We start from the raw sequence: 26,182 nt of genomic DNA on the forward strand, positions 1-26,182 counted from the left end.
ACTCGTTTAATGAAATTAGATTCATTTTGTCGATATATAGTAGAGTTCTGATGTATTGCACAAAAAGACAACAGAAAAATAAAAAGGAATTTCATGAAAAAGAACACCCTAGCACTCACAACGGCTCTCGCACTCGGAAGTGTGTTGTCTGTGGCGTATGCAAATGAAGCGGCGCAATCGTCGGTTGAACAGGTAACCCCGAAAACCATCACGTATCCAACCACACAAAAAGTGGATGTTGTCGATGACTACTTTGGTACAAAAGTGAGTGATCCTTATCGCTGGTTGGAAGACGATCTCAGCCCAGAAACCGCAGAATGGGTTAAGGCACAAAATGCAGTGACGTTTGATTATCTGTCGAAAATCCCTTACCGCGAGCAGATTGAAGAGCGCATCACTAAGCTCATGGACTACGAAAAGCAAAGCCAACCGTTCAAAGAGGGTAAGTTCACTTATTTCTACAAAAATGACGGGCTACAAAACCAAGATGTGCTTTATCGGCAGTTAGGTGATGGCGAAGCAGAAATTTTCCTCGATCCAAATACTTTTAGTGAAGATGGCACCACATCGTTAGCGGGAGTGAGCTTTTCACGTGATGGTTCTTTGGTTGCATACAGCATTTCGGAAGGCGGTAGCGATTGGCGCAAAGTCATTGTGTTAGACACAGAAACCAAAAAGCCCGTCGGCGAAACGCTGGTGGATATTAAGTTCAGCGGCATCAGTTGGCTCGGCAATCAAGGTTTCTATTACTCAAGTTATGACAAGCCAAAAGGGAGTGAACTTTCCGCGAAGACAGACCAACACAAGCTCTACTTTCATAAACTTGGAACGAAACAAAGTGAAGACCAATTAATTTTCGGTGGTGTAAAGGACGAAAAGTATCGCTACGTTGGGGGTTACACGTCGGAAGATGAACGCTACTTGTTTATCTCAGCCAGCGTATCGACGTCGGGCAACAAACTGTTCTTCAAAGACCTGAGTAAGCCAAATAGCCCGCTTAAAACCATTTTAGATAACACCAGCTCTGATACTTGGGTGATAGACAACCAAGGCACGAAACTGTACTTGGTTACGAACCTTAATGCGCCGAACAAACGCGTCGTGACGGTGGATGCGAGTCAGCCGCAACCCAAAAACTGGAAAGATGTGATTCCTGAAACAAAGAACGTGTTACGTGTTTCTACCGCGGGTGGCAATTTGTTTGCGAGCTATATTGTTGATGCGATCTCGATGGTGAAGCAATACGACATGAACGGCAAACTCATCCGAGAAATCAAATTGCCTGATATTGGCAGCGCATACGGTTTCTCGGGTAAAAAAGATGAAACCGAAGTCTACTATTCTTTCACCAACTACAAGATGCCCAGCACTACGTATCGTCTGAACATCAAAGATGGTGATAGCGAGGTGTACTACAAATCTAAAGCGCTATTTGATCCAGCTTTGTATGACTCTCGCCAGGTGTTTTACACCTCAAAAGACGGAACAAAAGTGCCGATGATCATCACCTATAAAAAAGGGACACCGATGGACGGCAGTGCACCAACCATCCTATATGGTTATGGTGGTTTCAACATTAGCCTCACACCATCTTTTAGCCCGACACGTGCGGCTTGGTTGGAGCTTGGTGGTGTTTACGCGGTAGCGAACATTCGTGGCGGTGGGGAGTATGGTAAAGAGTGGCACAACGCTGGCATTCAAATGCAAAAGCAAAATGTGTTTGATGACTTTATTGCGGCGGCTGAATTTTTAATTGATGAAAAGGTAACGTCATCGAACAAGTTAGCCATTAACGGTGGATCGAATGGTGGCTTGTTAGTAGGGGCAGTTATGACGCAACGTCCAGAGCTGTTTAAAGTGGCGCTGCCAGCAGTCGGCGTACTGGATATGCTGCGTTACCATACTTTTACCGCAGGTGCTGGTTGGGCGTATGACTACGGCACGGCAGAGCAAAGTAAAGAGATGTTCCAATATCTGAAAAGTTATTCGCCGGTACACAATGTAAAAGCAGGGGTGGAATACCCAGCAACATTGATTACAACTGGTGATCATGATGACCGTGTTGTTCCTGCTCACTCATACAAATTTGCTGCTGAGTTGCAATCGAAGCAAGCGGGTTCAAATCCGACCTTAATTCGCATCGAAACCAATGCAGGACATGGTGCAGGCACACCAACGCGTAAAATAATTGAGACAAATGCAGATATTTATAGTTTTGCACTGTTCAATATGGGAATAGAGAAACTGCAATAGTGCGAATTGTTTGCGTTTTAGTTATCGAAACGCATCGGCGCTTTATCGCTCGATAATAAAAAGGGAATCACAGAGAGTGATTCCCTTTTTATTTATTATAGGTCTACTATTCTAATCTGATGCTAGGCTAATCAAACTAAGGTTTTTAAATTATTATAATGTTCTAATTAATCTGAAGAGTGTTGTACGATCGAAATGAAACATTGATCGCGATCACCTAAATCCATTGCACTCTCTATTTATATGGTAAAATTAATTAATCATTTGTTCTAATGATAATTGAATTTTCATAAGTTTTAATATTTCCTTCTTCATTGGTATTACCAAATTTCAAGTTATATAAGATATAAGTATCGGTGATTGAACTTTTACGATGCTTTATTTTATTTTAATTAAAACGTCGAATTTTTCGTCATTATTGAATTTGCTTTGATAATTTATGTTATCCAAAGAGAGTTGTGTTGCTTGCTATTTATGATGACCTCATGACGTGAATAATTTTATAATCATTAAAATGGATACAGTTTTATGAATTTAGTGAAACCGTCTGTTGCCATTGTGGTTGCAGCCCTACAACTCGCGTCTTCTGCCTATGCGCAAACAAACAATAGCGAAGAACTACAAGATATGTCTGACCCACTTGCGGTATACACCCAAGCTGGCTTTGGTATTACTGATAAAGGCGCGAACATCAAAATCGGTCAAACTTACCAATCTAGCCAGCCTGGTACCATGGCGATGAACATCATTGAAATGAAAGGCATTGGTGGTGAGCTATTTGGCATTCGCGACAATGACGATCCAATATATGCCAACGTTGATGACAGCATTGACTCTTTCCGACTACGTAATTTCCAAGTAGAAGTCGCAAAAGGTCTAGGCCGTCAATTAGATGTAAACTACGATGTTGATAACGATAAATTAGATGCATCTTACAGCTTTATTCAAGGCCTACCTAAGTTTGGTATGTTGCAGCTATTTCCTTTAGCTGGTGCGGGTGTCACTATTGCTAATGATTTTAGTGGTGATGACAAAGGTTATGAAATTCCAGGTACTTTCACTGTTGTAGGTATGTACTCAAAAATTGAATTAACCGATAAAATCTGGATTAACTACAACCCAATGTATATGCATACGTTGTCAGGGTCTAGTCAATATAAAGATACTTATTACGCGGGTGAAGATAATATCTTGACTCATGAGTTTGCGTTGTCTTATCAAATTAATCCTCGCGCAAATATTCGCTACTTTGCAAACTGGAATGAGCACGTTAATTTCGGTGATGGTGATCACCGTATCGAATTTAACTACCAATTCTAACTCCCTCGTTTATTTCCAGAATAGAAAGTGTGTTTATCCATATATTTAAATATTTAGGATAGGGCACTTTCTACATAAAGTAGGTTTATCATGAAAGCCAAATATAAATTTGCGTTGGTATCTATTGCTATATCTTCTGCATTACTATCAGGATGCAAAACTGGCGATATCGCAACGAAAACTGCCCAAGCACCCTCTGTTGAAACCGTTACTCTAACCGAAACAAAAATCACTCCTTATCATACTTTTATCGGTCGAACTGAAGCGGTAAATGACGTTGATATTATGCCTCGAGTCGGTGGCGAATTAACCGCGATTCATTTTAAAGATGGCGATATGGTCGAAAAAGGCCAATTGCTGTTTGAAATCGACGACCGTCCTTACAAAGCGGCACTGGCGTATGCAAAAGCGTCGTTGCAAAAAGCAAAAGCACAACTCGTTCAAACTACGCGTGATGCAGAACGTGTGAAGAAACTCATCAAAGATAAAAGCATCAGTGAGCAGCAATACGATGACGCCATTGCTGCGCACGCCGCAGCGATTGCTTCGGTAGAAGAGGCGAAAGCGACGCTGGTTTCAGCAAGGCTCGATCTTGAATTTAGCTCTGTGCGTGCTCCTTTCTCTGGCCGCGTGGGTTTCAGCAACTTCCGAGTGGGTGACCGTATTTCGAAAATTCAACTCGTTCCTCTTGTTTCGATCACTCAAATCGACCCAATTCGCTTTGGCTTTGATGTGGATGAGAAGCTCTACCGCCGCGTAAGAAGTGCCATTGATGTGGCTCATCGTAACGATGACAAACTGGATGTTGATTTAACACTGACGCTTTCAGACGGTTCATTGTATCCGCTTGATGGCAAGATCTACGCCGTTGGCAACAAGATCGATTTAGAAACAGGCTCAATTCGAGCAGAAGCACAATTTGATAACCCAACTTACGCGCTTATGCCGGGTGAATATGGCAACTTGACCATCAAGCTGCGCAACAAAACCATTGATGGTTTGCTTATCCCATCGGCGGCTGTTCAGCAAGACCAAGCGGGTGACTACGTCATGGTGGTTGGTGATGATCACGTGGTGTCTCGTCGTAACGTTGAACTCGGTCAGACCTACGGTGTGAAACGTGCTGTGCTGACTGGTTTGGCGGCTAACGAAAAAGTCATCGTCAATGTTCTACAAAAAGTGCGTCCGGGTGCAACGGTGAAAGACGTTGAGCTACAGAGTGAACAAGGCTGAGTGAGTACTGATGTTAAGTAAATTTTTCATTCACCGGCCGAAATTTGCTTTGGTGATCTCACTGGCGATGACATTGATGGGTATGATCGCCCTGAAAGTCTTGCCAATTTCTGAGTATCCTCAAATCTCTCCAACGGTAATTACGGTGAGCACCATGTATCCGGGTGCAAATGCGGACGTGGTTAAAAAGACCGTAGCACAACCGATAGAAGCCAAAGTCAACGGCGTTGAAGACATGATTTACATGTCTTCTGTGATTGGTAACGATGGCTCATACACATTGCGTATTTACTTCCGAGTGGGCGCAGATGGCGATATGGCGCAGGTTCGTGTGAACAACTTGGTGGCACAGGCGACGTCGTCTCTACCACAAGAAGTAAACCAAATCGGTGTGACGGTTAAGAAGAAATCTTCCGACATGCTGGGCGTTATCACACTGCGTTCTCCGAAACAGTCTCACGACAGTATCTACCTTTCTAACTACGCGGATCTCAATATTGTCGAGCGTCTAAAACGTATCGAAGGTATGAGTGACATTACGCTTCTGGGTAAGAAAGACTACTCAATGCGAATTTGGTTGAACCCAAATAAACTGGCTACCTTGAAGCTTTCTGCTAGCGATGTTATTGGCGCAATTAAAACGCAAAACATCCAAGTGGCGGCGGGTAAGATCGGTGGTATGCCAGCTCCAGGTGATCAGCAATATCAATATGTTTTGCAAACCAAAGGTCGACTCACTTCTGCGGAAGAGTTCGAGAACATCATCATTCGTGCGAGCAAGAAAGGTTCTTTGATTCGCTTGAAAGATGTGGCTCGTGTGGAAGTTGGCGCACAAGGTTACGAAGCTGATGGTCGTATGAATAACGAACCAGCCGCCGTTCTGGCCTTGTACCAGTTACCGACCGCGAACGCGCTAGACGTGATGGAACGCGTGAAAGAGGCCATGACGGAGTACGAAAAATCGTTTCCTGATGATTTGGTCTATGACATCGCTTATGACTCTACTGAATACGTAGAGACGTCGATTGATGAAGTTTACGAGACGCTGGTGATTGCGGTACTTCTTGTCACCTTCGTTGTGTACGTTTTCTTGCAGAACTGGCGAGCGACCATCATTCCAACCTTAGCGATTCCGGTTTCCATCATTGCGACGTTCGCAATCATGGGCGTGATGGGCATGACCATTAACACGATCTCGTTGTTTGGCTTGATCCTCGCCATCGGTATCGTGGTGGACGATGCGATCATCGTGGTAGAGAACGTGGAGCGGGTTATCCATGAAGAGCATTTAGACCCGATTCCGGCCACGATCCAAGCTATGAAAGAAGTGACGGGGCCAGTATTGGCAACAACGCTTATTTTGTTGGCGGTATTCGTACCGGTTGCGCTATTGCCGGGTATTTCCGGTCGAATGTTCAACCAGTTCGCAGTCACCATCTGTGTGTCGGTGCTGATCTCTGCGATCAACGCATTAACGTTAACGCCAGCGCTTTGTGCGTTGATGTTGAAATCTACTCACTCGCAACCTATTGCGCCTTTGCGTGCGTTTAACCGAGGTTTTGAAGCAATAACGCGCAAATACCAAGGTTTAGTTGGCCTCTTGAGCCGTCGTATTGTGCTGAGTATCGGTGTGTATGGCGCGCTTATTGCGGTGCTGGCGTTTGCGTTCATGACCGTACCTTCCTCTTTCGTACCGAACGAAGATAAAGGCGTGTTCATGGTCGAAATGCGTTTGCCAGACGCAGCAGCATTGCAGCGTACTGCACCATTAATGAAGAAGTACGTTGATGAACTAAAACAGATGGAAGGTGTGGAGAACGTGGTTTCGGTTGCGGGCTTCTCGGTAATTAACATGGCGTCGATTCCAAACTCGGGCATGTTGATCATCAAACTGGATAACTGGAGCAAACGTAAAGACCCTGAGCTACACCAACGCGCATTGATGAATAAAGTTAACCAAATGCTGAACTCAATGCCAGATGCCGCTTCGTTCGTTTTCGCGACGCCGGCAATCAAAGGTATGGGTGCGGTAGATGGTTTCAACCTTGTGCTGCAAGACAACTTGGGCCGTTCTCCACAAGAGTTGGCAAAAACAACCGCTGATTTTGTTGCCCAAATCAACCAACTGCCTGAAGTGGCACGTGCGTTCTCGATTTTCCGTGCGAATATTCCGCAACGTTACATCGATATTGATCGCGATAAAGCGATTTCGATGGGCGTACCGTTGAATGAAATCTTCAGCACACTGCAAGCACAGTTGGGCGGCGCCTACATTTCTGACTTCAACTTGTTTGGTCGTTCGTACCAAGTGAAAGTGCAAGCAGAAGAGCAATACCGTGACAATATCGACGACATCAACCATCTGTTTGTTCGCTCAAGCTCTGGAAAAATGGTGTCACTGGCAACGCTAGTGAAAGTGAAGCCGATCTTCGGCCCTGATACCTTATCGAACTACAACATGTTCAGTTCTGCAACCGTGAACGGTGCGCCAGCGCCAGGTTACAGCTCGGGTGATGTTGTAAAAGCCATTGAAAAACTGGCTGCGGAATCTTTGCCAAGTGGTTACTCGTACGAGTGGTCAGGCATGACTTACCAAGAGATGAAAGCAGGCAACATGGCGCCAATCGCGTTCGCATTGTCTTTGCTGTTCACCTACTTGTTCTTGGTGGCTCAGTACGAAAGCTGGACTATTCCTGCTGCGGTAATGATGGCGGTTCCAGTCGCGATTCTCGGCGCAATGGGCACGCTACTGCTGGTGGGACAACCGTTCGATTTGTACGTGCAGATTGGTGTGGTCATCTTGATCGGTATGTCCGCCAAAGTGGCGATTCTTATCGTGGAATTTGCCAAAGTTCTGCGAGAAGAAAAGGGCTTATCCATCATTGATGCTGCCAAAGAAGCTGCTCGAATTCGTTTCCGTGCAGTACAGATGACCGCATTCGCCTTCATTTGGGGGGTATTCCCGTTGGTGATTGCATCGGGTGCCGGTGCGGCATCTCGTCACTCACTGGGCTTTGCAGTATTCGGCGGCATGATTCTCTCTACGTTTGTAGGCACGTTACTGACGCCAGTGTTCTTCGTGATGATGCAATCTCTGCGCGAGAAGTTTAAGCGAAAGAAACCCACTGAACTTGAGGTGAGCGAGCAATAACGCTGATTTCAACTGACTGACTCCACAACACCCCCACGCTGTGTGCGATTGGCCAATGCCTTTCATTGATATACAACCACCGTCGCAGCGTGGGTTCCCCAAACAATAATAGGTTTTAGCATGAAAAATCTTTCAAAAATCGTCGTAGCGAGCTCTCTACTGACGTGTGCTGCTGCGCAAGCGGGTGGGTTATACCTTTACGAAACAACTGCATCGGACATTGGTTTGGCATCCGCTGGTATGGCGGCTCGTGCGCAAGATGCCTCAGTAATGGCAGCAAACCCGGCTGGTCTGGCGAATGTTTCTGGTAAATCTTTCTCTGGTAACCTGATTGGCCTTTACGGTGACGCGCAACTAGACACGATGACTGGCGATGCGGGCAACGTGATTGGTTTTGTTCCTATGGCGTCGGCATTTTACAGCCAACAAGTAAACGACAAATGGACGCTGGGTATTGGTCTGTATGGCAACTACGGCCTTGGCCTCGAGTACGAAGGTCTTTTGGATAATCATTTAGATATTCCTACAGCAACGACGCAAGCCTTAACCATTCAACCTTCCGCTTCTTACCGCATCAATGATCACTGGTCTGTGGGTGCGGCGCTTGGTATTCAGTACGGTATGTATGAAGTGGAAACGAAGGGAGTCTTGAACTTCAATGACGAAGACCAAGATACTCAGGTCAACGGCCGAGTAGGTGTGCTTTATGAGGCAACACCAGGCACGCGTCTTGGCCTGTCTTACTCTTCTGAAACCGAATTTGAATTCGACAATAGTAACTCCATTGCTCCACAACAACTGATCTTCAGTGCTTACCACGAAGTGAATGATGACCTAGCGGTGATGTGGAACGTGAACTGGCAAGACTGGAGCGAATATACAACCACGCTGAACGTAGAGACACAAGACACTTACCAAATCGCATTGGGTACTCAGTACAAACTGAATGAAAAAATGATGTGGAATGCAGGTTTTGCATTCGATACCAGCATGTATGAAAGTCAATCAAACGGTGACATTACCGTTCCTACTGGCAAGGCGTACCGCATTGGTACAGGCATTGATTACAAATTGGATTCAGAAAACTCAATTGGTTTCGCGTTTGAAGCGATCTTGATGGAATCGTCAGAAACGCCACGCTTACAAGCTGGTTTTGATGAGCCTGCGCTATACTTCATGAGCATGAGCTACAACTGGAAAAACTAATCATTCCTAATCGCTAAAACGCCTTCCTTACAGGCCATTCTACCCTAACTACCTGCACTGGATGCTGTCACGCCATCTAAGGTAGTTAGGGCGCTTCTGTCACATCCAGTGAGTGATGATTCAAAAAATATCTGCGCAGCTAAGTGCGGGTATTCAACATCTCAAAGGACTAAAAAATGAAAAACAAACTAGCGTTAGTGTGTACGACTTTGTTGGTCAGTACGTTGGCTGATGGTGCCGAGCATCGAGTAAAAGGCAATAAAAACAAGTTGGCGGATGACCCAACAAAAGTCATCACGAAATTTGGCGCGTCTTACGCAAACAACTACGATTTTGATGATCAAAACATCTCATTCTCGGGCTCACTTGCGCTTGACCAAGCGCGCAAAATTAACCTGCGTATCAATGATGATGCGAGCGAGTGGCGTATTGGTGGCTCGTGGCTGTTTCCGGTCGGTATCGTGAACTTCAACTTCGGTAAAAATGAATACGTAAACGGCGCGGATCAAACCAACTACAGCGTTGGTACCTTTATGCCGCTAAGTTATTTCGGGATTGAGCCAGCAGGCTTCCAAATTTTCCCAATGGCAGGCTATACGTACAACACTGGTGATGTTCCTGTTTGTGACGGTGCAGAAAGTAGTCTCTGTAGCGAGCCTAACTTTACGGGTACGCCAAGTGCAGAGAATGGCTTCAATATGATGAGCTCTTCAGGCAGTAGCGGTTACGTTGGTGCATTTGCGCTGAAATCGTTTACCAAAGAGCTGACGTTAATCAGCTTCGCAGCAGGCACTTACGGCTCAGAAAACAGTGAAGGAGAGAACTACAAAGGCTTCTTTGGTGGTATCGGCCTTGGTTACCTCGTGAGCAAACGCCACTCTTTTAACGTAATGACGTTTGTCATGGACAACAACACCTATTTGGATGAAGCAGACAAGCGCATCGTATTATCATATCAATATCAATTTGAATAAATAAAAACGCAGCCCAAATAGCTGCGTTTTTACTTTGATAGAATGAACTAGTGAATTGAGTTGTTTTCTTCGATCTTTTTCTGGTACTGGTGTTTTAATATATACATGCGCTTAACATCGCTGTAAGCGCCGTTAATAAAGTATTCTTCTACAAGGTGACCTTCTTCAATAAAGCCGCATTTTTTGTATAAGTGAATAGCGACTTCGTTATCCACTGCGACTAATAAGTAGATTTTACGTAGATTAAGAATTGAGAATGAGTAATCTAACGCACGATTAATCATCTCTGTCGCATAACCTCGGCCTTGATGCTCTGGGGCGATGATTATCTGAAATTCCGCGCTGCGGTGAATGTAGTTAATCTCGATCAGCTCAACTAAGCCAATTACGATGCCGTCTTCATCTTCGACGACAAAACGCCTTTCAGCGTCATCATGTATATGTTTTCGATAAAGTTCTTCGAGCTCGTCATAAGACTCGTAAGGTTCTTCGAACCAGTAGGCCATGATATTTCGGTTGTTATTCAGTTCATGAATAAAGCGCAAATCAGAACGCTCTAATGCACGCATTTTTAGGCCTTTCTTCATCATTTTTCTCCAATGAGGGCGGAGAATACCTCCGCACTTGATGCTAGAAAATATTACCGTATTTCACAAGAATCGCGCATCTTTTTTTGGAAAATATCCTGTGATTTTCAATGTGGAAACTTAGAGTTCACGACAAATATAAATTAATCTTTACGATAAAAAACTCGATTAGGTGCTTTGCCTAATATCGTATTAAATACCGCGCAACGACTTAGTGTCTTAATCTAAACAAACAAGGTATTCAATATGTTTTCAATCGGTGACGTAGTAGTAGCGACTAAAGGTATCGATCTTGGCGAAATGGTTGTTACAGGTTTAAGCAGTGGCGGTTTTTACACACATGTAAAAGCAGGCGAAAAAACACTAACTTACCCAGCTAAAGATCTTAAGAAAGCATAATTAAATTTGCTCATTCTTATTTTTAACTGGCTTAAAGTTCGTATTAGTTATTTTAAGCGGGTTAGAATCGATAAAAGGTAGCGCAATGAGTCGCTACCTTTTTTTATTTTTTCTACCTTTCTTCACCAATATGAAACTCAACGCGATTTCTTCCAGTTTCTTTTGCCTTGTAAAGTGCTAAGTCGGCGCGTTTAACTAATGGTTCAAATGAGTCGTCGAGACGACAGACTTGAGTTACCCCAATACTCGCGGTGAAGCTCATATCACAACCTGAATGTTGAACGGTCGTCGTTTCTAGTGCATTACGAATTGTTTCTAATGTGTCTAGAGCTTGCTGTGATGAGCGACTTCTTAATACGATGGCAAACTCTTCACCGCCAACTCTGGCAAGTAAGTCACAATCAAGTAGATGACTTTTAATAGTATTGACTGCATGGATCAGTGATTTATCGCCTGCGTCATGACCAAATCGGTCATTGAGGCTTTTAAAATTGTCGAGATCTAAAATAGCAACATGGAAGTCAATGCCCTGGGTTCGGTATTCATTTAGGCGGCTTTCGATTTGTCGCATGAACTCTCTGCGGTTTGGAATACCTGTTAGATCATCCGTCGTGGCGAGGTGCTCCATTTTCATAATCTGTATATGAAGAGCAATGTTTAAAGCAATCCAATTAGCGATGCACTGAAGCTGTGCCGCTTGTTCGTTTGTGTAAATGTGCGTTTGATGATGCGCAACATTAAGCGTTCCTAGGCAGACTTTACCGTGCATTAAAGGCGCGTCCATACACGTACCCATACCATTGGATGCGAGCATCACACAATCAATCTCATCAGATTGCGTAACATCGTCGCAGATCATCAGTTGTTGCTTTTTGAACACTCGGCCAACAAACGCTTGATGAATGGGCACTAAAAATTCAGCGGGAATCGCTTTACTACCAGAGAAAGAGTAGACCTTTAAATGATCATTGTTTTCATAAAGTGTGATACTCGCACGGTCAGAATTAAATATACGATTTATCCATTCTGCCACCGTATCAAGTACTTGCTGTAGTGTTTCCGATTGAGCTAAAAAGTGAACAAACCCTATCGGCATACATATCGGACTTTCCATGTTTTGCATCGATAAGTCATCAGGGTTAAAAGTTCTTTCAAGTCTCAATAGACATCTCCTTGGCAATGTTGCAAATACCAACAATAAATTACGTGAAGCTATTTTGTAGAAAATGTGCTTCTTGGTAAGAGTATGGTTTAATTATCGCCGTTTGTGTGCATTTGGTCGCTTAATGTGGGCGTTAACTCACCCTAAATAAGTAAATCTTATACCTATTTATAAGTAAGTCATTACTCAATAAGTGGTGTTTTTAAGATGGAAGTACAGAATGAGCCCTTCTGGAAGAGAAGGGCTAGAAAAGGATACAAATGGGGTCAGGTGAGTAGAGACTTAATTGTCTTTGTACTTTTGTAAAATCAACTGACTTATCTGCGCAACGAGCTGGTCCCTAGCTTGAAGTGAGAGCTCGGTTTCTGTGACATAAATACTAATGTAAACAGGTCGATGATTTTCCTTCCATATAATCGCGTTAATGCCACGCGAACCATGACCACCCGCACCAGAACGGTCTGCAATAGACCAACCTGTTGGTAATACAGAACGCATTAACGAGTCTGAAACTTTGTTGTCCTGCATCCAGATTTTTAATTGTACACGAGACTCATAAGACAACGTTTCGCCTTCGACCAAAGTTCGAAGAGTGTTTAGTATGGCGTTAGGTGTGGTTGTGTCGCGGCTGTCGCCTGGTGTGGCTTCGTTCAAGCGAGGTTCTATTCTGTCTAGGCGCGTTGCTTTATCTCCAATTGTTCGCAGAAACATTGTTACGGCTTTAGGGCCGCCAATTTCATTTAATACCAAGTTGGCTGCAGTATTATCACTCATTAACATAGCGGCTTCACACGCGTGCTCTATGCGTGTGTTTTGGCCTGCGAGCTTATCCATCACTGGAGACCATACAACGATACTGCGCTCATCGACTTTTGCGGTCGCATTCTTACTTAGCTTACCGCTGTCCATATCACTTAGCATTTTGGCACAAGCTAGGGTTTTGAATGTGCTCATGAGTGGGAAGCGTTCATCGCCACGGTAGTCCCAACGCTCGTCTGCTTGGGTATCCCAAACTGACACCCCAATTCTGCTTGAGGTTTGTTGCTCGAGGAGAGAAATGTCCTCATTCAGTTGGGACGCGTAACTTAGGGTTGAGCAAACCATTAGCCCAGCCAACAAAAATAACTTTTTCATGGATCGTGTTCTTCAATTTTAGTTTTAGTTCGCACCGTAGCGATGTCACGTAAACTATAACGAGCCAATACTCTAAACACTGTTAAATCTATGTCTATTTTATGTAGGATTCTTTGCAATACGCTAATACGGTCTCAATATGAGGAGAAGAGTGTTGCTATCAAGGCCCGTAGTTTGGCTTATATATTACGTCGGTGATTCGGTCATAAAAATATCTTAGCGTGAGACACTGGCTCAGAATTTCTTATCATGAGCTAACGAATAGTTTGATCCAGAGAAATAAAAGGAGCTGAATCATCAGCTCCTTTGTCTAGTTGGATAATTACTTACAGTTCAATCTTTTTAACCATGCCCGATTCTGCATGGCCCGGAATGTTGCACGCGAACTCAACCTTGTTGTCACCGTGGAAGTGCCACAGTAATTGCTTCGCTTTACCTGGTTCTACCGTAACTGCGTTGCCTGAGTCATGCATGTGATCGCCACTCATTGTCTTCATCATTTCGCGATGTTCTAGCTGCTCTTTAGCCGAACCAATCGTAAACTCGTGGTTGATCTTACCGGTGTTCATGACCACAAATTGCACCACATCGTTTGGCTCAATTTTAACGTCTTTTTTGAACTTGATGGTCATGTCATCACCCAAGATAACGTGTACCACCTTGTCTGGCTTTGCCCCTTTTGCTGGCATACCAACTGCCGACATGCCCGGCATATCCATCATGTTTGAATGGTCCATTTTACTGTGGTCCATCTTCATGCTGTCGTGGTCCATATTTTCATGCTTCATGTTGCTATGATCCATGTTCGCGTGGTCCATGTTTGAATGATCCATTTGGGCAAACGCAGTCGTTGTTGTTAGGGCTAGAGCAAGAGTGATTAGTGTCTTTTTCATTTTTATATCCTTGTTTTAATTCATTAATAACTTGGTTGCTTCCCCTCAAACGAATTGATTGAGGGGAAAGTAGGGATTAAGCGTTGTTGTTTACATCACTAGCTTGAGTGCTAGCTTGGTGATTAGTCGCATTGCTATGACGCAACTCACGTTGTTTCCATAGCTTGAAGATGGCTGGAAGTACCAACAGTGTCAGCAGCAGTGCCGATGCCATACCGCCAATCATTGGCGCGGCGATACGTTGCATGACTTCTGATCCTGTACCTTCGCCGTACATGATCGGAATCAGACCAATAATGACCGTCAGTACCGTCATCATTACTGGGCGGACACGCAGGCCTGCACCTTCACGAATGGCATCGGTTAGGTCTTTCGCCTCAAGCTTCTGTTGGCTCTCTTCCGCATCCAGCTTTTTGTAGTGCCATGCTTGGTTGAGGTAGACGAGCATGATGACCCCAATTTCAACCGCGACGCCTGCTAGGGCAATAAAGCCGACCCCAACGGCAATCGAGAAGTTGTAGTTGAGGATATGCATGAGCCACAAACCACCAACCATAGCGAGTGGTAGGGTAAGCATGATGATCATCACTTCACCGACACGACGGAAGCTGAAGTAAAGCAGCAGCATAATGATGGCGATGGTGATTGGTACCACGACACTCAAGCGGTCTTTCGCACGCTCCATGTATTCGTATTGACCAGACCAAGCCAGCGAGTAACCCGCAGGAAGTTCCAATTGATCAGCAACAACCTGTTGCGCTTCTACGACGTAAGAGCCAAGGTCACGACCATCGATGTCGACAAATACCCAGCCGTTTGGACGCGCGTTTTCCGTTTTGATCATCGGAGGGCCGTCTTCGTAACGAATGTCCGCTACATCAGCCAGCGCAATACGGGCGCCATTTGGTGTCACTAACGGTAGGTTTTGCAGTTTAACCACTGAATCACGGTAGTCTTGTGGGTAACGAACGTTGATTGGGTAACGCTCCAAGCCTTCGATGGTTTCACCCACATTCATGCCGCCCACCGCAGTGGAGATCACCTGCTGAACGTCTTTGATGCTCAAGCCATAACGCGCTGCGGCACGACGTTTAATGTCGATCGTGACATAACGACCACCTGCTACACGTTCTGCATAAACCGATGCTGTGCCTTGTACGCCGTTAAGAATTGGCTCCAACTGAGAACCGATCTTCTCAATCACTTTCAGATCAGGTCCGGCGATCTTAATGCCGATAGGGGTTTTGATGCCCGTTGCCAACATGTCGATACGCGTTTTGATCGGCATTACCCAAGCGTTAGTAAGACCAGGGAACTGAACCAGCTTATCGAACTCTTTGCGCAGTGACTCGGTTGTTACGCCTTCACGCCATTGATCGCGTGGCTTCAACTGAATCACGGTTTCGATCATGGTGAGTGGCGCTGGATCGGTTGCGGTCTCAGCTCGGCCTATTTTGCCCCATACGGTTTTCACTTCTGGAACGGTTTTGATCAGCTTGTTGGTTTGTTGTAGAAGCTCACGCGCCTTACCAATCGAGATACCCGGATAGGTCGTTGGCATGTACATCAAGTCGCCTTCATCCAGCGGCGGGATGAACTCGCTACCCAGTTTACTGGTTGGGTAGTAAGCCGATGCCATTAGACCTAATGCGATAACAATCATGGTCTTAGGGTATTTTAAGCTGGTGTTCAACAGCGGACGGTACAACGCGACCAAGCCACGGTTAACCGGGTTTTTGTGTTCCGGTAACACCTTACCGCGAATGAAGTAGCCCATAAGAACAGGGACGAGTGTGATCGCCAAACCTGCAGCCGCTGCCATGGCGTAAGTCTTAGTGAATGCAAGCGGCGAGAACATCTTGCCTTCTTGGCCTTCTAAGGCGAACACTGGTACGAAGCTAAGAGTAATGATCAACAACGAGAAGAACAGCGGTGCGCCGACCTCTTCTGCGGCTTTGCCGATTACTTGCCAGCGGTTTTTATCGGTCAGTGGCGTTCGTTCAATGTGCTTGTGAACGTTTTCAATCATCACGATTGCACCATCCACCATGGCACCGATGGCAATCGCAATACCACCCAAAGACATGATGTTGGCATTGATGCCTTGCCAATGCATTACGATAAACGCACTAAGAATACCAACCGGTAGGCTCAGAGCGATAACCAACGAAGAACGAATGTGGAATAGGAACAACGCACACACAATCGCAACGACGATGAACTCTTCTGCAAGCTTCTTCCATAGATTTTCTACCGCTGAATCGATAAGGGTAGAGCGGTCGTAGGTTGCAACAATTTCCACGCCTTCTGGCAGGCTGCGTTGTAGGTCTGCGAGTTTGTCTTTGACTTTTGCAATCACTTCACTGGCGTTTTCACCAAAGCGCATCACGATAACGCCGCCGACCGCTTCACCTTCGCCATTCAGCTCTGAGATACCACGGCGCATTTGTGGGCCAAGGTTAATGTCTGCGATATCACCTAATAGCAACGGCGTGCCTTTCTCGGTGACTTTTAGCGGCAGTGATTTTATGTCTTCAATGCTGGTTAGGTAACCCGTGGTACGAACCATGTGCTCGGCTTCAGCCACTTCGATAACGGACGCGCCGGTTTCTTGGTTGCCGTTTTGGATTGCCATGTTCACTTGTTGCAGAGTGAGGTTGTAAGCACGAAGCTTGGCAGGGTCAATCTGCACTTGATACTGCTTCACCATACCGCCCACGGTCGCAACTTCAGAAACGCCATCAACGGTTTGCAATTCGTACTTCAAGAACCAGTCTTGCAGGCTGCGAAGATCGGCCAAATCATGCTTGCCGGTTTTGTCTTGTAATACGTAGCTGTAAACCCAGCCCACACCCGTTGCATCAGGACCTAGCGTTGGTTTTGCGTTCGGTGGCAGCTTTGGTGCTACTTGGCTTAAGTACTCCAACACGCGTGAACGTGCCCAGTACATGTCGGTATCATCGTTGAAAATGATATAAACGTAAGAGTCACCAAAGAAAGAGTAGCCACGAACTGTCTCAGCACCCGGCACGGCAAGCATGGCGGTGGTGAGTGGGTAAGTAACTTGATCCTCGACGACTTGAGGAGCCTGACCCGGATAGCTTGTCTTGATGATCACTTGCACATCAGAAAGATCCGGAATCGCATCAACAGGCGTATTCTTTACACTGTAAAGTCCGCCTAATATAAGGGCTAAGGTCGCGACCAACACTAGGAATCGGTTGCTCAGTGACCAACGAATAATAGCATTGATCATAATTAACCCTCGACGGCTGTTGTTGCAGGAACTAGCTGTTTAAGAGCGTAGTCAGATCCTTGTTTTTCAACTAGAAACCGAACTTTTTGTCCTTCTTCAAAGCCCGATAGATCAACGTCTTCACCCACAGAGAAGTTCATCTCGCCCGCATCCCAGTTCCATTCTGCAACTGGTAGGTGTTTTAAGGTGATCATGCCAAAATCAGCCATCAGCATGCTAATGTCACCAGTTAGCCAAACTTCTGCTGCAATGACGCTGTTGTCTGCCCTATAGTCGATGATTTGGTACTGACCGGACTCCGTCTTTTGCATTTCAAATTCGATAGCCTGACCTTTTTTCAAGTTACCCATTTCAACGCCATCTGCGAAAGTGAAGTTCATTACCATGCCCGGCCAATCCCATTCTGGTACAGGTTGGTGGTTGATGGTCAGCATGCGGTGATCTTTCATCACATCCGTGATCTCACCTTTGGCCCATGCCGTTTCTGCTGCCGCTTCTACACCATTGATGCGAGACAGATCCGCCGACTGGCTTGATTCAGAATCGAGCATGAAGTGAGATGAAGTAACGATCTTGTCGTCCTGTTTAAGTCCTTGTAATACTTCGATTTGTTCGCCAGCTTCACGGCCAACTTCAATTCGAGCAGAACGGTATTTGCCATCACCTTCCGCCAGAACAACGCGAGTCATACCGCCAGAGCGGATAACAGATGATTTAGGAATCGTTAATACTGCGTCGTCAGTAACAGGCTGCAAGGCAATATTGGCGAACATGTTTGGCTTCAATGCGCCATCTGGGTTAGGGAATTTAAGGCGCACACGCAACGTACGTGTTTTCGGATCGAGGATTGGGTACACGTAATCTACGACACCTTGCCATTCATTGCCCGGAATCGCGTCAAGGGTCATCGTGGCTTGAGAACCCGCTTTCATCCAGTGTGCTTGACGCTCAAAGACTTCTGCATCAACCCAAACATTGTCCAAAGGACCTGCACTGATCACCGCTTGAGCAGGGGACAAATAGCCACCTTCACGCACGTTTAAGCTCGCGATAACGCCATCAGCAGGCGCTTTGATTTCAATGGTTTGCGATGCTTTACCACTACGAGTAATAGATTTGATTTGAGCACGGTCAACCCCAAGCGTTACCAAGCGTTCGGTCGCGCCTTTTACAAGACCTTTGCGGCCAGTGCGGTACGCATTCAGCAATTCTTCTTGTGCTTTAACCAGTTCTGGAGAGTAGAGCGTGAACAGCACATCGCCTTTTTTCACTTTCTCACCCACGGCATTGATGTAGAGTTTTTCTACCCAACCCGCCACACGAACGTTGGTTTGCCATAACAGACTTTCATCAAAGGCAATATAACCAACTGTTTCGATGCGTGGTGATAACTGCTGTAGTGTCGCGTTTGCGGTTTTAACCCCGAGGTTATTTTCTACTGAAGGGTCAATAGTCACTGTACCCGGTGCGTCTTGTTCACCGGATAGGTCTTCTGCGTAAACCGGAATCAAATCCATGCCCATTGGGGATTTACCCGGCTTGTCGCGTTTGTAATTCGGATCCATTGGGGCAACCCAGTAAAGCGGATCATTAGAGCTTGCAGCAGATTCGCCACCCATCGCACTCATGTCGTGAGCCGAGCCCGTAAGAAAATGATTAGCACCAAACCCTAAAGCACCACCAACAATCAGCGCGATGGTTGCAACTTGTAATGTTTTCATTGTTTTACCTTATTATTTTTTAAATTCAGACAGTTCTGGTTGCTCGACTTGATAGTCGAAACCACCGAGTAGGGTGGCTAAATTGCTGTTTGCGATGTTGAGATCGGTCAGCAGACGTTGTTGCTCTAATTGCAGAGCCAACTCGTCAGTCGTGGCAGAAATCACATCGTTAAACTGCGCTGTGTTGTTTTGATAACCCCGCTCAACGGCTTGAATGCGCGCTTTCGCTTGAGGCAATAAGGTGGATTGATAACGTTCTAAGCGTTGGGTTAAGTTGCCGCGATCAACCAGCAAAGTGTTCACCTTGGCATTCATCTGCGTTAGTAAGGTGTCTTTTTGTGATTGTGCCGCGCCAACTTGGTATTGAGCGGCCGCGAGATTGCGATCTTGGCGGTCACCTGTAAACAACGGAATGTCCATGGTGAGGTAAGCGCTGACCAAGTCTGATGCTGGCTCACCCATCATATTGTCGGCTTGGCGGTAGGCGTACATTACTTCGACGCCAAATTGTGGGTTGTAGGCTTGCTCAGCAATTTCCACCTGAGTTTTATTGGCAGAAATACTTACGTCGGCCATCTTAACCATCGGGTGTTGGCTGAGTTGCTGATAATGCTTGGTAGAATTCTGACTCGCAGCAAGTTTGCTGTTCAGTGTGTCCCAATTAAGTTGATTGCTCGCGTGCAGAGCCTGTTCGTTTGCCAGCCAGTCTGATCCCAACCATTCGGAGAGTTGAGATATAAGACGACGTTGCATTTGTGCATTGGCTTGCAGTTTCTCATCCAACTTACTGACTTGAAGCTGGGCGTTGAGCAGATCTTGCGCTTCACTCTTACCAATCGAATAGTTGGTTTGAATAAAGCTTTCCATTTCCTTCATCAACTTGCGGTTCTCAAGCATGATTTGCTCCGCGCGTTGCTGGTAACCAAGTTCTAACCAAAGTTGAGTCATGCTGTTGGCTACCTCAAGCTCACGAGCATGGACTTGAAGCCCAAGGCCGTCAGCTTGTTGATTGGCTTTCTTCTGCTGTAAATCAAGCGTCGAGCCACGCTCAAATTGTTGCATTAAACCAACGGAGATGTTGGTCATTGGGTCTTCATCGAATTTGAAGCTGTCGACAGGCAAGCCACCAAAACCCACTTTCAGTTTTGGGTCCATCAAGGTCGCACTCGCGACGCCCGTTTCACGCATGGCTGCAGATTGCGCTGAGTATTGCTTACGATTGCCATCGTTACTCAAAGCGACGTTGATCAGTTGGGCAAGCTTGGTCGTTGAAGCTCGCTCACTTGATGTGGAATTTTGCGCTGCGTGCGTCTCTTTACCTGCGGCGTTAACCAAGGTTGGCGCAGCGACCAGAGCCACCATAAAAATAGGTGCAGCTAAGCGGTATGGTTTGATATCCATAATCTAAATCCAGTGTTCGCCGGATCGATGGAGGTGCGGATTTTATTGCGGGAACAGTAAAGCCTTGTTACCTCATCGTTCAGGCGCATTAAAACAACCTGCGATACACGCGCAGGGTCGAATGCTAGGATGGATTTAGGCTATTGGAGGTCGGTACAGGTCGCGGCTGACGTGTACGACTGGGGAAGCAACTTCAGGAGTAATAGTTGCGCGATAGATGACGGGCATTGGGCTATTGATAGGATTCGGTAGGGGGACGAAAACTATCGTACACGCGGCAGTACAGCAGGTATGAACCATGCCGGAGCCTCCACCACAGTTCATGCTGGTTTCTCTTGCATCGCCATCTTCGGACATAGAAGCGTCAGTCATGGAGACGTCCATCATGCCAGGCATACCGCAGTGTTCGCTGTCACTCATCATAGAAGGATGGTGAGCCATGCCAGTAGACATCATTTGAATATTCATCAACGGCTCACTGTTCGCCACACTAGATACCAATAGCACTAGCGTCGTGAAGAGAGTTAACCAGATTGTATGCAGCGATTTTAAGTGCATACCCTTTCCCATGTGTTTGATGAAAATGATGAAAACCCTTCGATTCTAAAGGTTAACCTAAGGGTAAGGTCAATCATTTATTACTCTTATTATCAAAATAGTCCAACCCTACAGTTTTCGCACTTTCGAGGGAGTAAAACGTTTGTTAAACACCGAGTGTTGAAAGTTAGCGAAAGAAGCCCTCGCTTTTTATGACACGTGAAAAATGTGGTTTATAAGTTTTACATCACACTAACTTGTCTTACAAATGATTATCCTTATAGAATGCATGGTTTTACTTGTGCAGATTTGGATTTGCTTTGCTGCGGGGGTTGCATGATAGAAATTGTCATCGATGGAAAATATAGAATTGTAGAAGAGGGTCTAACCCTTTTAGAAGCAGCAAAAGTGTGTGGGGTCGAGATCCCATCGCTGTGCGGAATGAACAAAAGTAATGAAAAAGTACCGTGTGACTTGTGTGTAGTTGAAGTCGAAAGTGGCGGTACTAAGCGTGCGTGTGAACTCGAAGTTTACCGCGGCCTTAATGTGGTCACGCAATCAGAACAATTAAGCGAGCACCGCAGAAAAGCACTCAACCGCATCATGACGGACCATTACGCCGATTGTGAAGCGCCATGTAAAACCGCTTGTCCAGCGGGCGTTGATATCCAATCGTACCTTTATCACATCGCACAGAACGATCATCAAAAAGCGATTGAAGTGATTAAGCGTACGCTTCCTATGCCGCTATCGATTGGTCGTGTGTGCCCGGCATTTTGTGAGAGTGAATGTCGCCGCTCGTTAGTCGATGAGCCTATTGCAATTCGTCAGCTAAAACGTCATGCCGCGGATGCGGATTTGTCTGCGCATGAAGCCTACGTACCAGAAAAGAAACCGAGCAAAGGTTTGAACATTGCCGTCGTTGGCAGTGGCCCTGGTGGTCTAACGGCTGGCTACTACTTATCGAATGAAGGCTACGACGTTACGGTCTTTGAATCCATGCCAAAAGCGGGCGGTTGGTTGCGTTACGGTATTCCTGAATACCGTTTGCCAAAAGACATTCTCGATAAAGAAATCGAACTGATGTGCCGTAATGGCATGCAAGTTCACACCAATCAAAAGCTGGGTGTGGATTTCACGCTTTCTCAATTGAGCGAAGAATACGACGCAGTGTGTTTGGCTGTCGGCGCGTCTCAAGCGGTTGAAATGCATTACACAGGCAGTGACCTTGAAGGTTGCTACTTAGGCGTTGATTACCTTAAAGATTACGTTACTGAGCAAAACTATGTAACGGGTCAGAAAGTCGCGGTGATCGGTGGTGGTAACACGGCAATTGACTGTGCTCGTACTGCGCGTCGTGCTGGTGCCGACACCACGTTGATTTACCGTCGCACTCGTGACGAAATGCCGGCAGAAGACTACGAGATTGTCGAAGCGGAACACGAAGGGGTGAAATTCCACTTCTTGACCAACCCTGCAGAAAACCTTGCCGATGAAACCGGACGCGTGAATGCGATTCGTCTAGAGCGCATGGCGTTGGGTGAGCCGGATGCATCTGGTCGTCGAAGCCCTAAACCAACTGGCGAGTTCTTTACCGAAGAGTTCGACACCGTGATTGCAGCAGTATCGCAAAAGCCTGATTTGAGCTTCCTAGAAGGTGAGGACTTATCTATTCCGCTAACGCGCTGGAACACCTCTGATGCAGATGAAAAGACCATGCACACAGGCACGGGCAACATCTTCAGTATTGGTGATTTCCGCCGTGGTCCTGCAACGGCAGTTGAAGCGGTGGGTGATGGTCGTGTTGCGGCAAAAGCAATAGACCTATTTTTGAATGGTGATATGGCGGATATGCCAAAGGCGGCGTTCAACTCGCGTAAAGAGAAGAAGCTCTCTCAAGTCGATCCGCTTCACTTCGAGAACATCCAGAAAGTCGCTCGCTCTATCATGCCTGAGCTGACTCCAGCACAACGCGAGCAAAGCTTCGCTGAAGTGGAGTTGGGCTTTGATAACGAAGAAGCGATGAAGGAAGCTGCGCGCTGTCTAGAATGTGGCTGTCAGGCAAATACCGATTGTGCGCTGCGTGATTACTCCACCGAATACGAAGCTGAGCAAAGCTTTGACTTCTCTTTGCAGATTAAATCGCATCAAGATTGGTTAGATCTTCGTGCGAAAGACTTGCGTCATAAGTACGAAGTTGACCGCAGCTCTGAGTTTATTGAGTTTGATGCTAACCGCTGTATTAGCTGTGGTCAGTGCATCCAAGCGTGCCGCGACAAAGCCGTACACGGTGTACTGAACTTTGTGTGCGATAAACAAGGTCGTCCGGCATTACGTCCTGACGATCGTCCACACTTTGGAAGCAACAAGAATGGCTTAACCCTAATGGGTGATTCGAACTGCGTGCAATGTGGCGCGTGCGTTCAAGTGTGTCCAACGGGCGCAATGGTCGATAGTCGTGACCGTTCGCAAGGCCGTACTGAAGATCTGAAAGCGGTCGACACCATTTGTACATACTGTGGTGTGGGTTGTAAGTTGACTATGTTCGTGGATGAAGCAACCAATACGATTCGTTATGTGAAGGGCGGTGACTCGCCAGTGAACCAAGGCATGCTGTGTGTGAAAGGGCGCTTTGGTTTTGACTTCATTGGCAGTGAAGAGCGTCTTACCACGCCATTGATCCGCAAAGACGGTTGGTTGCAGCCTGCAAGTTGGGAAGAGGCGATTCAACTGATTGCGAGCAAGTTCTCTGGCATCAAGCAAGATTTTGGCAGCAACGCATTGGCGGGTTTCTCTTCAGCGAAAACCACTAACGAAGACAACTACGCGTTCCAAAAATTTGTCCGTCGTGAACTGGGCACCAATAACGTCGACCACTGTGCGCGTTTGTGCCACGCATCGAGTGTAACCGGTCTTGAAGCATCACTGGGTAGTGGTGCAATGACCAACGACATTCCAAGCATTAAGCATTCTGATGTGATCTTTATTATTGGTTCGGATACCACATCGGCGCACCCGATCATCGCTTCACACATCAAGCAAGCAATTCGTCACCACGGCGCTCGCTTGATTGTGGCTGACCCGAAACGTGTCGATATGGCAGAGCATGCTGAACTGTATATGGCGCACCGTCCGGGTACGGATGTGATGCTCCTAAATGGTGTCATGCAGCAGATCATCAAGAACGGTTGGTACGATCAAGAGTACATCGAAGAACGTGTCGACGGCTTTGATACCTTACTGCAAGAAGTGATGTCACCAGCTTATAACCTCGATAAAGTGGAGTTGGTGACGGGCGTAAAAGCCGAAGACATTCAAGCAATGGCGCGCATGATCGGTACGGCAGATCGTACGGCTGTTTACTATTCGATGGGTATCACTCAGCATACGACAGGTCATGACAACGTGCGTTCTATCGCTAACCTGCAATTGCTGTGTGGCAACATCGGTATTGAAGGTGGTGGTATCAACCCGCTGCGTGGTCAATCTAACGTGCAAGGCGCGTGTGATATGGGTGCTTTGCCAAACAGCTTCCCAGGCTACCAAAAGGTATACAACCCAATTGTGCGTCAGAAGTTTGCGATTGAATGGAACGCACCAAATCTGCCTTCTGAGCAAGGTCTAACCCTGACAGAAATCATTGATGCGGCTTGCCATCGTGACGTCCGTGGTATGTACATTATGGGTGAGAACCCAGTGTTGAGTGACCCGAACCAAGCGCATGTGATTGAGGGCTTAGAAGCGCTCGATTTCTTAGTGGTTCAGGACATCTTCCTAACGGAGACTGCACAATACGCGGATGTGGTTCTGCCTTCTTGCTCGTTTGCAGAGAAAGCGGGTCACTTCACCAATACAGAACGTCGTGTACAGCGTGTGAATCCGGTTGTCATGGCGCCGGGTGAAGCGAAAGAAGATTGGTGGATTATCCAAGAGATCGCCAATGCCATGGGTAGTGATTGGGATTACCACTGCGTGTCTGATATCACCAATGAAATAGCACGAGTGACACCTCAATACGCGGGTCTTCGTTGGGATGCCATTACGCCAAACGGTGTGCAATGGCCGAGCAACAAGAACAACCCGGCAGGTACTCGCATCATGCACCAAACCCAGTTTACTCGTGGTAAAGGGCAGATGGTGGGTGTACCGTTCCGTTATGCGGCTGAGTTGCCAGATGAAGAGTACCCACTTGTGTTAACGACGGGTCGCGTACTTGAGCAGTTCCACACTGGCACCATGACGCGTAAGACCAAAGGGTTGGATAACCTTGCTGGCCCTCGCGCGATGGTGAGCGTGGAAGACGCAGAAGCGCTAGGCATCAGTAATGGTCAGCGTCTCACGGTGTCTACACGTCGCGGCAGCATTGAGATTGATGCCTTTGTGACTAAGCGTATTCAAAAAGGTGTGGTGTTCATTCCATTCCACTTTGTTGAATCGCCAGTCAACCGCCTAACGACAACGGCGACGGATCCGCATGCGAAGATCCCTGAGTTCAAGGTCGCTGCGGTTAAAGTGGAAGTGAGCGAAAAAACAACGCAGACAGAGTCTCTCGAAGATAGTTACCAACACGTTTAAATTCGGTGAGTCACATTGTTGTGGTCACTGACAATTTGAGCCTAGTTGATGGGCGGATAATCTAATCTTGATTTCCGCTCTCACTACATTCACTCGGATTGTCTTTTTCTTCCAACTCCTTTTACTTTTCTGTTATCACCGCGCTCCGGTTAGTTTTCCTTTCTTACTTCTTACTTCTTACTTCTTACTTCTTACTGTCTCTGTGGCGTATTTTTGTTCAAGCCCATGATGAGAGTGCAATAAAGTTTGTTGTTGAGCTTGTCATAGAATTGACTGTCTCTGACTGTCCCCTGTTATTTGGGCAAGTTCTATAACCTAAACTTTGCTCGCTTCCTATACTGAATTAACGAAGCAAGATTTTTATAACAACAAGAGGAAGC

16 protein-coding genes are annotated in these 26,182 nt (G+C 46.3%); 8 read left to right on the top strand and 8 right to left on the bottom strand.

Features of this window, described 5'->3' with window-relative positions; all coding sequences use genetic code 11:
* The first annotated feature begins 93 nt into the window (after positions 1 to 93).
* From R7R78_RS05625 to R7R78_RS05650, 6 genes are all read left to right on the top strand, one after another.
* Positions 94 to 2,253: a prolyl oligopeptidase family serine peptidase gene (locus R7R78_RS05625; protein WP_225473249.1), complete on the top strand. Its 2,160-nt coding sequence runs from the start codon at positions 94 to 96 to the stop codon at positions 2,251 to 2,253.
* A gap of 528 nt (positions 2,254 to 2,781) precedes the next feature.
* Positions 2,782 to 3,573: a hypothetical protein gene (locus R7R78_RS05630; RefSeq protein ID WP_017821525.1), complete on the top strand. Its 792-nt coding sequence runs from the start codon at positions 2,782 to 2,784 to the stop codon at positions 3,571 to 3,573.
* Positions 3,574 to 3,663: 90 nt separating this feature from the next.
* The gene (gene vmeP / locus R7R78_RS05635) at positions 3,664 to 4,806 is read left to right on the top strand and encodes an efflux RND transporter periplasmic adaptor subunit VmeP (protein ID WP_225473251.1); all 1,143 of its coding nucleotides are present in this window, start codon (positions 3,664 to 3,666) and stop codon (positions 4,804 to 4,806) included.
* Between the two features lie 10 nt (positions 4,807 to 4,816).
* Positions 4,817 to 7,957: an efflux RND transporter permease subunit VmeQ gene (vmeQ, locus tag R7R78_RS05640; RefSeq protein ID WP_225473252.1), complete on the top strand. Its 3,141-nt coding sequence runs from the start codon at positions 4,817 to 4,819 to the stop codon at positions 7,955 to 7,957.
* A 120-nt stretch (positions 7,958 to 8,077) separates the two neighbouring features.
* Entirely contained in the window at positions 8,078 to 9,163 is a 1,086-nt protein-coding gene (locus R7R78_RS05645; protein ID WP_024701438.1) for an OmpP1/FadL family transporter, read from the top strand.
* Positions 9,164 to 9,339: 176 nt separating this feature from the next.
* Positions 9,340 to 10,137, top strand: coding sequence for a hypothetical protein (locus R7R78_RS05650; RefSeq protein WP_225473253.1), 798 nt, complete (start codon positions 9,340 to 9,342; stop codon positions 10,135 to 10,137).
* 47 nt (positions 10,138 to 10,184) lie between these two features.
* Here R7R78_RS05650 and speG read toward each other — a convergent pair whose 3' ends face one another.
* Positions 10,185 to 10,724, bottom strand: coding sequence for a spermidine N1-acetyltransferase (gene speG, locus R7R78_RS05655; protein WP_005375417.1), 540 nt, complete (start codon positions 10,722 to 10,724; stop codon positions 10,185 to 10,187).
* Between the two features lie 246 nt (positions 10,725 to 10,970).
* Between speG and R7R78_RS05660 the strand changes: the two genes are divergently transcribed.
* Positions 10,971 to 11,123 (top strand): hypothetical protein, encoded by a 153-nt coding sequence (locus R7R78_RS05660; protein ID WP_005375418.1) that lies wholly within the window; start codon positions 10,971 to 10,973, stop codon positions 11,121 to 11,123.
* A 112-nt stretch (positions 11,124 to 11,235) separates the two neighbouring features.
* Here the strand turns inward: R7R78_RS05660 and R7R78_RS05665 are convergent, their stop codons facing one another.
* The 7 genes from R7R78_RS05665 to R7R78_RS05695 form a co-directional block, all read right to left on the bottom strand.
* Positions 11,236 to 12,285 (bottom strand): sensor domain-containing diguanylate cyclase, encoded by a 1,050-nt coding sequence (locus R7R78_RS05665; protein ID WP_053303796.1) that lies wholly within the window; start codon positions 12,283 to 12,285, stop codon positions 11,236 to 11,238.
* Between the two features lie 282 nt (positions 12,286 to 12,567).
* Entirely contained in the window at positions 12,568 to 13,419 is an 852-nt protein-coding gene (locus tag R7R78_RS05670) for a carbenicillin-hydrolyzing class A beta-lactamase CARB-42 (RefSeq protein ID WP_005375420.1), read from the bottom strand.
* Positions 13,420 to 13,745: 326 nt separating this feature from the next.
* The gene (gene copI / locus R7R78_RS05675) at positions 13,746 to 14,312 is read right to left on the bottom strand and encodes a copper-resistant cuproprotein CopI (RefSeq protein WP_225473254.1); all 567 of its coding nucleotides are present in this window, start codon (positions 14,310 to 14,312) and stop codon (positions 13,746 to 13,748) included.
* 76 nt (positions 14,313 to 14,388) lie between these two features.
* Positions 14,389 to 17,568 carry an efflux RND transporter permease subunit gene (locus R7R78_RS05680; protein WP_225473255.1) on the bottom strand — a complete coding sequence of 1,060 codons (3,180 nt, stop codon included), beginning with the start codon at positions 17,566 to 17,568 and terminating at the stop codon, positions 14,389 to 14,391.
* 2 nt (positions 17,569 to 17,570) lie between these two features.
* Positions 17,571 to 19,289, bottom strand: a complete 1,719-nt coding sequence (locus tag R7R78_RS05685) for an efflux RND transporter periplasmic adaptor subunit (RefSeq protein ID WP_225473256.1) — start codon at positions 19,287 to 19,289, stop codon at positions 17,571 to 17,573.
* A 12-nt stretch (positions 19,290 to 19,301) separates the two neighbouring features.
* Entirely contained in the window at positions 19,302 to 20,690 is a 1,389-nt protein-coding gene (locus tag R7R78_RS05690; protein WP_225473257.1) for a TolC family protein, read from the bottom strand.
* Positions 20,691 to 20,825: 135 nt separating this feature from the next.
* Positions 20,826 to 21,248 carry a hypothetical protein gene (locus R7R78_RS05695; RefSeq protein WP_225473258.1) on the bottom strand — a complete coding sequence of 141 codons (423 nt, stop codon included), beginning with the start codon at positions 21,246 to 21,248 and terminating at the stop codon, positions 20,826 to 20,828.
* 315 nt (positions 21,249 to 21,563) lie between these two features.
* Between R7R78_RS05695 and fdhF the strand changes: the two genes are divergently transcribed.
* A complete protein-coding gene (fdhF, locus tag R7R78_RS05700; protein ID WP_225473259.1) occupies positions 21,564 to 25,802 on the top strand; it encodes a formate dehydrogenase subunit alpha in 4,239 nt (1,412 codons plus the stop codon).
* Positions 25,803 to 26,182: the final 380 nt, after the last annotated feature.

This window comes from Vibrio sp. 2134-1, from assembly GCF_033339495.1.